We start from the raw sequence: 12,220 nt of genomic DNA, 5'->3' as shown, positions 1-12,220 counted from the left end.
GCCCGATCCAGGGTCGGCCGGGTCGCCACGTAGTGGCTGGCCGGAAAGATGGTGGTGCGGCCGATGCGGTCGGTCACCTTGCCGCGGATCGGGTCGATCACGCTGACCGCCTCGATCTCGTCGCCGAAGAACTCGACCCGGATCGCCCGGTCCTCCTCGTAGGCGGGGAAGATCTCCACCGTGTCGCCGCGCACGCGAAAGGTGCCGCGGTGAAAATCGACGTCGTTGCGCTGGTACTGGATCTCGACCAGCCGCTTGAGCAAGGCGTTGCGATCAAGCTCCTGCCCTTCTTCCAGGGCGACCAGCATGCCGAAATAGGCTTCCGGCGAACCGAGCCCGTAGATGCAGGAGACCGATGCGACGATCAGCACGTCGCGCCTTGAGAGCAGCGAGCGGGTCGCGCTGTGGCGCAGCTTGTCGATCTCCTCGTTGATGGAGGAATCCTTCTCGATGAAGGTGTCGGTGGAGGGAACGTAGGCTTCCGGCTGGTAGTAGTCGTAATAGCTGACGAAATACTCGACGGCGTTGTCGGGGAAGAGCTCCTTGAATTCGCCGTAGAGCTGGGCGGCCAGGGTCTTGTTGTGCGCCAGCACCAGGGTTGGCCGCTGCAGCTGGGCCACCACGTTGGCCATGGTGAAGGTCTTGCCGCTGCCGGTGACCCCGAGCAGCACCTGGTGCCTGTCGCCGCGGGCGATCCCCTCGACCAGTTCCTTGATCGCCTGGGGCTGGTCGCCGCGGGGCTGGTAGTCGGATTTAAGGATGAATTTGGCCATGGAGCCTATTGTACCTGCGCGCAGGACAAAGGTCCAGACTTCGGAGAGGGGGGCGGGGGGCGGAGGGCGGAGAGAAGAGGGCAGAGGGCAGAGGGCGGAGAGAAGGGAGAAGGGAGAAGGAACCTGCCGTGACGGGTCATCCGTGGCAAGCCAATCATCAATCACCGCACCCGGTACAATGAAGCAGAAATGTAAGCCAAAGCCCTTTCGTGGTGCCTCATAAATATCTGGCCGACCCGATGGACGGTGAATCTTCGGCTACCATCCGTGCCCGGGCAGAACAAGCCCGCGCTATTCAGCGGGAACATCTTGCACCTGTTTATTTTTCTCCTTGCCCCCCACCGTGAATTAAGACAAAATGTAGCCACTTATATTCATGTGGGAGCAATATGTCTTGCCATGAAAAAATCCCCTCTCGAAATCTTTCGCCAACAGGGCGGCCAACTGCGCATGAGTGAGGCCCTGGCCCTGGGGATCAGCCGCACCATGCTGTACTCCCTGCGGGACAAGGGTCTCATCGAACAGGTGACGCGAGGGGTCTATCGACTGGCGGAACTGCCGCCCATCGGAAACCCTGATCTGGTGACGGTGAGTCTCCGGTTCCCGAACGCCGTCATCTGCCTGGTCTCCGCGCTGGCGTACCACGAGCTCACAACGCAGATCCCCCACGAGGTTTCGGTCGCCGTTCCCCGAAACTCGCGGATGCCGACTCTCGACTTCCCCCCGGTCCGGGCGCACAAGTTTTCCGCGGCCGCGTTCCATGCCGGGATCGAAGAGCACCAGATCGATGGGCTGACCGTCAAAATTTACAACCCGGAAAAGACCCTGGCGGACTGCTTCAAGTTTCGCAACAAACTCGGGATGGATGTGGTTCTGGAAGCCCTGAAAACATACAAGGCACGCAAACAATTCAGCCCGGACGAAGTACTGAAATATGCCAAAGTCTGCCGGGTCGACAAGCAGATGAAGCCCTACCTGGAGGCTCTGCTGTGAGCGTGAAAAACCCGAAGGACACGGCCTCCTCCGTGCGGCATCGCCTGCTCAGCCGCGCCAGGATCGATCAGCGCCCCTTCAATGAGCTGCTTCAGTATTACGCGATGGAGCGCTTCCTGTATCGACTGTCACAATCCGTTCACGCTGACCGTTTTATTCTCAAGGGTGCGTTGATGCTGAGAGCCTGGCGGTCCCCGGGGGTGCGTCCGACCATGGACATCGACTTTCTCGGCAGAACCAGCAATGAAGAAGGCATCATTGCTGCACAGTTCCGTGACATTATCGCGGTTGCTGTAGCGCCTGACGGGCTTGTCTTTGATCCGGCCTCCCTTCAGACCGAGCGAATCACCGAGGACGCCGACTATGAAGGCATCCGGGTGCGCTTTCGAGGAACATTGGATTCAGCCCGGATCCATATGCAGATCGATATCGGTTTCGGCGATGTTGTATTTCCTGGGCCTGAAATGTCAGACTTACCAACCCTGCTGGATTCTCCTGGACCACGACTGCTGTGCTACAGCCGTGAAAGTGCCATCGCCGAGAAGTTTGAAGCGATGGTGAAGCTCGGTGAATTGAACAGTCGAATGAAGGATTTTTACGACATCTGGCTGCTCTCCCGGCAATTTGATTTCTCTGGGGATAATATGGCCGAGGCCATTCGTCTTACCTTCGAGAGACGGGAGACCGCACTCCCCGGCATCGTCACGGCGTTCAGGGATGAGTTCGTGATGATGAAACAAATTCAGTGGACTGCGTTTCACAGACGCCTTCGGCAAGCTCATATTCCTGAAAACTTTGCTGATGTTGTGCATGCCATCAAAGATTTCATCGAACCGCTTGTCGTAGCACTCTCTTCCCGCGTAGCGATTCCGGCAAACTGGGTAGCGCCGGGCCCCTGGCAATGACCTGACAAAAAATTCTCATTTTTCCCAGATTTTCCCCACAAGACTTATGCCGGCCGCTCAATCAATCCGTATATGGTCTTGCTGTGATGCATCAGAAATGTAGGAAAAGATATCCGCATCCCTGACAGAGAGGCCGCATCCGCCCCCATCAAAAAAAACGTCGGCGCCCGGAGATCCGGACGCCGACAAGCAGCCGCAAAGTTTGCCCTTTAGCTAAATTCCTTCAGCCGGCCTTATTCAGCCGCCAGGTAATCGAGCGTGATGGTGACCGTCCGGTTGAAGGCCCGGGTCTCGGACGACAGGTTGTCATACAAGGGGTCAAAGGGGCCGACGCCCCGGTAACGGATCCGGTTTTCGGCATCTTCGCCGTAGGCACTCATCAGCAGGCTGTAGACCGCCTTCGCCCGCCGCTCGGACAGTTTGACATTGTAATCCTCCTTGCCGATATTGTCGGTATGCCCGACGATCTCGACGGTCGCCTGGGGCAGCGCCCGGATGCGGTCAACAATCTGATGGACGATCTGCTGGTTGCGCGCGTCAACATCGTTACTGTCAAAATCGAACAGGACCAGGGCGTACGTCTCCTGAACCTGGTAGCCCTGCTTGCTGGCCATCTGCTGCCTGGTCTGGATAAAATCAACCTTCACCGGCTCGGCAGCCAAGGTCGTCTGCTGCCCCTTCAGATCTTCCAGGTCGAGGCGAACCTTGATGTCCCCGGAAGTCGCCAGTTCATTCAGATTGCTGATCGTAAGCGGAACCTGGATTTCTTTAGCCGGCGCGCCCTCCCCGGCGATATTGGCCAGGCCTTTTCCCGCAGCGGTCGCCGTGATGTGCCAACGGGCGATGCCGTACACGCTGTCGACGGTGGGCCGCAGGGTCAACGCCGTCTTATCGATCCGGGTGTCGATGTAGGTACTGCGGATCAGGTCGAGGAGCGCCGGGGCTTCCGAGCGGATTTCCACGCGCCGGTTGTCGGCCCGCCCTTCTTCAATCCGGCTGGTACTCGGCTGCTCCGGAAGATTGCGCGCTTCCACCCGGATCCGGTCGCCCGGAATCCCCCAGAAGGTCTGCAGATAGACCTTGACCTCATGGGCGCGCGCGGCGGAGAGCTGCGTATTGCCCTTTTCCTCAGCATAGTTGGCATTGCAGCCGACCAGGGTAATCGTTGATTCGGGATGTTTGGCCATCCGGCTGCCGACGATATTCAGCACATGGCGATACTTTTCAAGGGTGCCGCGGAGCATCGATTCGGCAAAGCCTGCGGTGCCGGCCCGATCGGAGAAGCGAAGATAAGAACCGGGAATCTCGCTCGACCCGGTTGCGAAATAGACATGACCGAGCATCGGCGAGGCTTCGATCGTCTTGACCTCCTTGACCGTCACAGTGCCGGGCGCCACCGCCAGGCTCCCGAGGGTCGGGAAGAGGTAGCTGGCCACATAGTTGTACTGCAGCCTGGAGGCCACCGCCTGGAAGATCGGCACCAGGTTCGACTCGGCCCTGGCTTTCCAGGCCTGCCCCCCGCTCCGGTTGACAAAGGCATCGAGCAACGGATCGACGCCGGGGCCCGGCATATAGTCGATGGCATAGCCGGCGAACCGCTTGGTTCCCGAACTGGCCTGGATGACTTCATCAGCGGAGACGTCGCTGTTCAGATCTTCGCCGTCGGAGAAAACCACCATGAACTTGGGCTCGCCTTCAGGCATCCGGCTGACCAGGTCGAGTCCGGCCAGCATCCCCTCGTGCAGCACCGTCTTCGATGTCAGCCCGCCGCTGTAGGCCTGCTTCACGAAACCCTTCAGTTCGGATGGACTGCTGGACTGAAGGATCTGGACATGCAGGTTCCGGCCCCCCACCTTGCGGGTCTCCCGGTCACTGAAGACCACCAGGGAAACCTGATCGATCGGACGAACGATCTTGAGCAGTTCGTCCATCGCCGCAAGAATCGGCTTGACGGCATTGCGTTCCTGCATCGAAAAGGAATTGTCGAGCACCAGGACAATATGCCGCGGGACATCCAGGTTCTGCTCGAAGGACTCCACCGAAATAATATTGGCCTTTCTGCCGTCCTGCGTGATGGTGAAATCCGCGACACCCAAGCCCAGAACCGGTTGCTTGCCGGCATCGGAGACGCTGATAATCACCTTGCCGTCATTGACAATCCTGTCGATGGCCACGATGGCCCCCGGCTTGACCGACTCGATCTGCAGGGAGTTTTCCGCTGCGGCAAAAGCTTGTCCAAAGCCAAGCAGCACCATTAATAAAACCAACATCCATCTGGCCATGATCGCTCCTCTTCTAGATTGTCAGGGTAAGTCAACAGGGTGCCGTAAGGGATGAAACCGGAATCGGTCAGGTAAAGAATAAAGCTCATTAAGCGTACCACAAAAAAACGTTTACTCAACCGAGAGCCTCTGGTGGCGTCATTTCAACCGGCAGGGATAAAAAAAGGGCGCAGAACCCGGCTGATCGGTTCTGCGCCCTTCATCTTATTTATTTTGCCGCCCAGGAGAGCTTATTTCACCTTCCAGCTCGTCCCCTGCGGGCCATCGAGCAGCATGACCCCCTTGGCATCAAGCTCGTCGCGGATCTGGTCGGCGCGGGCGAAGTTGCGGTCTTTGCGCGCCTGCTGGCGTTCGGCGATCAACCCCTCGATCACTTCGGGGCTGAGCCCGGACCCTTCGAGGCCGGCGCTCTTCTGCCCGTCGAGCCAGGCGGTCGGCGCCGACCCGAACAGGCCGAGCACGCCGCCGAGCTTGCGCAGCCGGCCGAGGGCGTCTTTCAGCCCAACCAGCAGCAGGGGGCAATCGTCATAAGATTTTTCCGCCACGATGCGGTTCATCCCCCGCACCAGGTCGAACAGGTGGCCGATCGCCAGGGCGGTGTTGAAATCGTCATCCATCGCTTCGCAGAAGCGGTCCTCCACGGTCTCGATACGGTCGAGAATCTCGCGCATCTCCGGGGTCACCTCGCGGCAGGGGGCGCCTTTCTGCAGGGGATTGGCCGCCAGCGTCTCGTCGGCCGCCTTGAGGGCCTCGTAGAAGCGGGACAGGCCGGCCTTGGAGTCTTCGAGGTTCTGGTCGGAAAAATCGATGGGCGAACGGTAGTGGGCCGAGAGGATGAAGAAACGCACCACCTCGGCGTCGTATTTCTCCAGGATGTCGCGGATGGTGAAAAAGTTGCCCAGCGACTTGCTCATCTTCTCCTGGTTGACGTTGACGAAGCCGTTATGCAGCCAGTATTTGACGAAGGGCTTGCCGTTGGCCCCCTCGCTCTGGGCGATCTCGTTTTCATGGTGGGGAAAGACCAGGTCCTTGCCGCCGCCGTGAATGTCGAAGGATTCGCCGAGGTATTCCATGCTCATGGCCGAGCACTCGATGTGCCAGCCGGGCCGGCCCGGCCCCCAGGGCGACTGCCAGGATGGCTCGCCGGGCTTGGCCGCCTTCCAGAGGGCGAAATCCATCGGGTTGCGCTTCTGCTCGCCGGGCGCAATGCGGGCGCCGGCCCGCATCTCGTCCATGTTGCGCTTGGACAGCTTGAGGTAACCGGGGAACTTCTCGACGGCGAAATAGACGTCGCCGGCCGACTCATAGGCCATCCCCCGCTCGATCAGGCGCTCGACGATGGCGATGATCTGGGCCATATGCTCGGTCGCCTTGGGCTGGCAGGTGGGGAGGTCGAGACCTAAGGCGGCCATGTCCTGGTCAAAGGCGCGGATGAATTCTTCGGCCAGCGCCTGGCTGTCGATCCCCCGCTCGTTGGCCCGCTTGATGATCTTGTCATCGACGTCGGTGTAGTTGCGGACGTAGTTGACGGCGAAACCGGAAAACTTGAGGTAGCGATAGATGATATCGAAGACGATGTTGGCCCGGGCATGGCCGATGTGGCAGTAATCGTAGACGGTAACGCCACAGACGTACATCCCGACCTTCCCCGGAACCAGCGGCTTGAAATCCTCTTTACGGCTGCTCAGGGTGTTGTAAACGCGCAGGGACATGAAAAAGCCTTTCTATCAGGATGCTTTCGCAAAAGTTTTTGAGCGGATTTAATACCACAGACAACCGGCAATTGAAAAGCCCTGGGGCGAATTTATCGCTGCAGCAATTTCGCCAGCGCCGCCGGCAGCGCTTCGAGGGAGAGGATCTGTCGTGCCCCGCCCAGGGCGATGGCCGCCTTGGGCATGCCGAAAATGGTGCTCGACGCTTCGTCCTGGGCGATGGTGAAGCCGCCCTGCCGGCGCAGGACCGCCATCCCTTCGGCGCCGTCCTGCCCCATGCCGGTGAGCAGCACCGCCACCGTCCGCGCCGCCACCGGCGCCGAAGCGGCCAGGGAGCGGAAGAGCACGTCGACCGAGGGGCGGCAGCTGTTGACCGGCGGCGCCGCCGCCAGCCTTACCTGTTCGTCGTCGACGGTCAGGTGAACACCGTCGGGGGCCACCAGGGCCAGCCCCGGCTCGAGCCGGTCGCCGTGGCGGGCCAAACGGACGCTGAAGCGGCTTTCCCGGTCGAGCCAGCCGGCGAAATCCCTGCCGAAACCGCCGGCAATGTGCTGCACGATCAGCACCCGGGCCCCGCTCGCCGGGTCGAGAACCTTCATCAGCTGCTGCACCGCCCGCGGCCCGCCGGTGGAGGCGCCGATGGCGAGGAGATCGCGCCCCCCCGCGTCAACCAGCGGGCCCTCCGGCACCGCCTGTGGCAGCGCCGGGCCGCGGCGAAAATGACGAACCACCCGGATGCGGGCGAGAAATTTGACTTCGGAAACCAGCTTCGCGGCGATCGGCCCGAAAGGGTCGCTGCCCAGTCCGGCCGGTTTTTCCATCACGTCGAGGGCGCCGCGGTTGATGGCCTGGAAGGCATGCCGGTTTTCCTCGGGGTTCAGGTTGGCCGACAGCACCAGGATCGGGGTCGGACAGCAGGCCATGATTTCCGAAACCGCCGTGAGCCCGTCCATCTCCGGCATCAGGATGTCCATGATCACCAGGTCGGGGCGCAGTCGGCAGGTCTCCGCCACCGCCTGGCGGCCGTTGCCGGCTTCGGCCACCACCTCGATTTCCGGATCCTGGGTCAGCAGGTCGCGGAGCACGGTGCGCACCAGTTCAGAGTCGTCGGCAATCAGTACGCGGATCATGGTTCCTGTTACCCGATAAAGGTTTCCACCGCCTGCAGCAGCAGCCCCTGGTCGAAACTCCCCTTGACGATATAGGCCTGGGCACCGACGGCAATCCCCCGCCGCTTGTCCTCATCGGCGGCGAAGGAGGTGACGATGATCACCGGCAGGTCCCGGGTCTGCTCATTCTCGCGAATCTTTTCGGTCAGCTCGAAGCCGCTGATGCCGGGCATTTCGACATCGCTGACCACCAGGTCGAAGATCTGGGTGGCCAGCTTGCCGAGGGCGTCTTCCCCGGAAACCGCCACCGTCACCTGGTAGCCCCGGGCTTCGAGGATGTTCTTTTCCATGGTGCGGGTGGTCACCGAATCGTCGACCACCAGGATCCGCCCCTTGACAGCGCGGGCCTGCTGCGCTTCCAGGTCACGCTGCAGATGGGTGGCGCCGGCCGCAAGTCCGGCCCCGAAGAGTCCGGCCACCGAAAGGATCAGGGCCGGCTGGCCGCTCGGCAAAACCGTCGCCCCGGTAAAAAAACGGACCTGGCGCAGTTGATCGCCCAGGTTCTTGACCACGACCTCCTGCACCCCGAGGGAGCGGGAGACCTGGCAGGCCAGCAGCTGGCCGCGGAAGTTGAGAACCAGCGCGGTAAACCGCGATTTCACCGGCACACTCCGCTGCTTCGACAGCCCGAGGATCGCCTGCAGGGAGACCAGCGGCATGGTCAGGCCCCGGGCACGAACCACTTCGCGCCCCCCTTCGGTAAGGATATCGGCAGCTTCCAGCTGTAGAATCTCCACCAGGTAATGCAGCGGCACGACGAAGGTCTCTGCTTCACACGCAACAATCAGGCCATTGATAACGGCCAGGGTCAGCGGAAACTGCAGCACGATGGTCGTCCCCTTGCCGGGCGACGACTGGATCTGCAGGTTCCCCTTGACCTGGTCGATGGTCGTCTTGACCACGTCCATGCCGATCCCCCGGCCCGAATGGTCGGTCACGATCTCGCGGGTGCTGAAGCCCGGCCTGAGAATCAGGTAAAGCGCCTGCTCGTCGGACAGGGCGCGGGCCTCCTCAAGACTGAGCAGGCGGCGCTTTACCGCCACCTGCCGCAGCAGCTCGGGATCCAGCCCGCGGCCGTCGTCGCAGAGGACCAGCTGCACCGCCCCCCCCTCGAAGCTGGCCCGCAGCTCGATCCGACCGGTCGCCGGCTTGCCGGCGCTGCTGCGCTCAGCGGCCGTCTCGATGCCGTGATCGACGGCGTTGCGCAGCAGGTGCACCAGCATCGGCCGGATCGACTCGAGCATCCGGCGGTCGAGCTCCTGCTCATCCCCGCTCACCACGAAGTCGACCTGCTTGCCCTGCTCCCGGGCCATTTTCCGCAGCAGCCCCTCGAGTTCACCGGTAATGACCGCAAGGGGGAGCATGCGCAATGTCGTCGTCTCCCCCTGCAGCTCGTCGGCCAGGTACTGGATGGAGAAGACGTCCCGCTCCAGCTCGGTCGCCAGCTGCCGCAGGTCGCCGCGCAGCTGCCGCAGCCGGGGGTACACCTCGCTCTGCCGCAGCCCGGGCAGCAGCAGGTCAAGCTGCCGCAGCAGCCCCCCCAGCCGGCTGCTGCGGTCGGTGAAGGCTTCGCGGACGATGGAGACCTCGCCGAGCAGGTTGACCAGGCGGTCGATCTGGGCCACGCTGGTGCGCACCGATTCGATGCCGGCCTTGGGCTCATCGGCGGCAGCCGAAGGACGCTCCGCCGCAGGCGGGGCCAGGGTGCCGCTGGCCAGCCCGGCAATCACCTCGGCCACCGCGAAGCCCGGTTCGCTGCCCGCTGCGACAGCGGCGACCATGCTCGCCAGCGACTCGGTCGCCGCCAGCAGCAGGTCGATCCACTCGGCCGTCACCGGCCGCTCGCCCCGCTCGAGGTCCTTGAGCTGGTCTTCGATGGCATGGGTGAGACTGCTGAAATCGACCAGGTTGAGCAGGCGCGCCGACCCCTTGAGGGTGTGGACGCTGCGCAGCAGGGGACGCATCCGCTCCGGGTCGACCCCCTGCTTCTCCAGCGCCATCAGCCCCTGGCGCAGCGTCTGCAGGTGCTCTTCGGCCTCGCGGCAGAAAATACCTATGTATCGGCTTGAATCCACCTCAGCCCTCGGCCTCGACCTGATCCCGCAGGCGCTCGGCCAGGCTGGTCAGTTCGGTAATCGCCTGGGCCGTCTCCTCGGCGCTGGCGGCGACCTGGGTGGCCACCTCGCGGACCTCGACGGTGGTCTCGGCCATCTGCTCGCTGGCGGTGGTCTGCTGCTGGGTCGAGAGCTTGATTTCCCGGGCGGCCAGGGTGGTATCCTGGACCACGGCGATGATCTTTTTCAGGGCCTCGGCAATGTCGGCCACCAGGGCGCTGGCCGAATCGACCCCCTTGCTCCCCTCCTCGGTGAGCATAATGCTCGAGTTGGTCGCTTTCTGGATCTCCTCGATCAGCCCCTTGATCTGGGCGGTGGCGTCGACGGTGCGCTCGGCCAGCCGCTTGACTTCCCTGGCCACGATGGAAAAACGCTTGCCGGCCTCGCCGGCGCCGGCCGCCTCGATGGCGGCGTTAAGGGCGAGCAGGTTGGTCTGGTCGGAAATTTCGTCGATGATGTCAACGATGCCGCCGATCTTCTGCGAATTCTCCCCCAGTTCGACCATCGCCTCGGCCAGAACCTGCACCTGCCCCTTGAGCCGGCCCATCCCGGCGACCGCGGTTTCCACCGCCTTCATGCCGTTGCCGCTGGCGGTGCTGGCGTTCTCGGCCTGGGCTTCGACCCGGCGGGCGTTCTCGGCCACCTGCTTGGCGGTGGCAGCAATCTCCAACGACGTGGTACTCGCCTCCTGCACCGCCGAAGCTTGCTGGTTAGCGCAGCTCGACTGCTGGGCCGAAATGGCCATGATCTCGTTGGCGCTGGTCGAGAGCTGCTGGACCGCCTCCTTGAGCCCGAACATCAGCCGGTTGCTCTTGTCGATTTCGCTGCGCAGGTTCTTGACGATGACCTGGGTCATCTTGTTGAAGGCCCTGGCCAGCTGGCCGAGTTCGTCATGGGAGTCGATCTCGATCGTTTCGTCGAGGCGGCCGTCGGCAATCCGGTCGGCCACCCGGGTCAGCTGTTTCAGCGGGCGGGTCACCCGCATGACCACCAGGTAGATGGTGACCGAGGCGACCGCCAGCAGCAGCGCCATCCACATGACGACGGTGTTGCGCAGCATGGCGATGGCCTCTTCGGTTTCACGGATCGACAGGCCGACCCGGAAACCGCCCCAGTGCTCCCCCTTGACATAAACCGGGGCGGTGATGTCCCACATGGTTTCGCCGGTATCCCGCTGATATACCTGCCGCAGCACCTTGTTGCCGTCGCTGCCGGTGTAGCGGGCCGCCGCCAGCCCGGCCGGGTCGGTGAACATGCGCTTGGTCCGGTTCCAGTCCCGGTCTTTGACTGCGTCGCCGGTCAACGGCTGGGAATAGATGCTGTGGTGGGTCGGCAGGTAGCCGTTGCGATCAACCAGCACGGCAAAGACCACCATATTGTCTTCTTCAAGAATGGTATCCTGAATCGTGCGGATCTTGCCGTCGAGGTAGGCGTCGTAGGCCGTCGAGTACTTGGGGATGGCGGCGCCGGCCAGCGGCCCTTCGGTGATCGGCTGGTAATTCCGGTCGAAGACCTGTTCGCGGGTGAAGCGGCCGCTGTCGATGGCATCCTCGAGCAGGGTGACCATGCTGCTGGCCCCGACCAGGGCGATGACCCGGGCCTTGGTGAACATGATCTCCTTGAGCGACTCTGCCCGCCGCTCCACGAAGAGGTAGGTGAACGCCCCCATGATCAGCGCCAGCACGACGATCAGCGAGATGCAGATTTTCACCGAGATGCTGTTTTTTATCCAGGTCACCATGGTTTCTCCTTTTCCAATGCAAAACAGGGGCGAAGCGGATTACCCGTCCGCACGCAACTGACCTCAGATGATCCGCTCTGATACATGCAGATGAAAGCTCAAGGTGCGGTGATTCGTGTTCCTGATCAGCCGCGGTGAATGTCTGTCAAGGTCTGTTGTTAAACCCCGGGTCAAGGCCCTGCAGCTTTTGCCGTATCAGATTTTGACAGATTCTGACCGCGGCAAAAATAGATTTAGACCCTGAGATCAAAAACCTGATTAGCCGCGGTGAAAGTCTGTCAAGGTCTGTTGTTAAACCCCAGTCCAAGAGCCTTGCGCTTTTGCCGTAACAGATTTTCACAGATTCTGACCGCGGCAAAAATAGATTTAGCCCCTGAGATCAAAAGCCTGATTAGCCGCGGTGAAAGTCTGTCAAGGCCTGTTGTTAAACCCCGGGTCAAATCCCTGCAGCTTTTGCCGTAACAGATTTTCACAGATTCTGACCGTGGCAAAAATAGATTCTGACTATGTACTTTACTCAACTGAATGAAT

The 12,220-nt window shown here is 61.7% G+C and carries 8 protein-coding genes; 2 read left to right on the top strand and 6 right to left on the bottom strand.

The genetic code is table 11. The features are described 5' to 3' along the window. On the bottom strand, positions 1-773 hold a 773-nt coding region (locus tag ABYV89_RS09465; RefSeq protein WP_432822707.1), incomplete at its 3' end, for a DEAD/DEAH box helicase family protein. A 399-nt stretch (positions 774-1,172) separates the two neighbouring features. Between ABYV89_RS09465 and ABYV89_RS09460 the strand changes: the two genes are divergently transcribed. Beyond that, entirely contained in the window at positions 1,173-1,766 is a 594-nt protein-coding gene (locus ABYV89_RS09460) for a type IV toxin-antitoxin system AbiEi family antitoxin domain-containing protein (protein ID WP_432822706.1), read from the top strand. 2 nt (positions 1,767-1,768) lie between these two features. Then, entirely contained in the window at positions 1,769-2,671 is a 903-nt protein-coding gene (locus ABYV89_RS09455) for a nucleotidyl transferase AbiEii/AbiGii toxin family protein (RefSeq protein WP_432822708.1), read from the top strand. 233 nt (positions 2,672-2,904) lie between these two features. Here ABYV89_RS09455 and ABYV89_RS09450 read toward each other — a convergent pair whose 3' ends face one another. From ABYV89_RS09450 to ABYV89_RS09430, 5 genes are all read right to left on the bottom strand, one after another. Continuing rightward, the gene (locus ABYV89_RS09450) at positions 2,905-4,953 is read right to left on the bottom strand and encodes an OmpA family protein (RefSeq protein WP_432822705.1); all 2,049 of its coding nucleotides are present in this window, start codon (positions 4,951-4,953) and stop codon (positions 2,905-2,907) included. Between the two features lie 230 nt (positions 4,954-5,183). Beyond that, positions 5,184-6,665 carry a cysteine--tRNA ligase gene (gene cysS / locus ABYV89_RS09445; protein ID WP_432822704.1) on the bottom strand — a complete coding sequence of 494 codons (1,482 nt, stop codon included), beginning with the start codon at positions 6,663-6,665 and terminating at the stop codon, positions 5,184-5,186. A 92-nt stretch (positions 6,666-6,757) separates the two neighbouring features. Further along, positions 6,758-7,795: a chemotaxis-specific protein-glutamate methyltransferase CheB gene (gene cheB, locus ABYV89_RS09440; protein WP_432822703.1), complete on the bottom strand. Its 1,038-nt coding sequence runs from the start codon at positions 7,793-7,795 to the stop codon at positions 6,758-6,760. A gap of 8 nt (positions 7,796-7,803) precedes the next feature. Further along, positions 7,804-9,909, bottom strand: coding sequence for a hybrid sensor histidine kinase/response regulator (locus ABYV89_RS09435; protein ID WP_432822702.1), 2,106 nt, complete (start codon positions 9,907-9,909; stop codon positions 7,804-7,806). A 1-nt stretch (position 9,910) separates the two neighbouring features. After that, positions 9,911-11,689: a methyl-accepting chemotaxis protein gene (locus ABYV89_RS09430; protein WP_432822701.1), complete on the bottom strand. Its 1,779-nt coding sequence runs from the start codon at positions 11,687-11,689 to the stop codon at positions 9,911-9,913. Positions 11,690-12,220 lie beyond the last annotated feature (531 nt).

Origin of the sequence: Trichloromonas sp. (genome assembly GCF_041583255.1) — a bacterium.
Classification (GTDB): Bacteria; Desulfobacterota; Desulfuromonadia; order Desulfuromonadales; family Trichloromonadaceae; genus Trichloromonas.
Note: the sequence above shows the minus strand (reverse complement) of the source record. Positions and strands in the feature narration are given on the sequence as shown.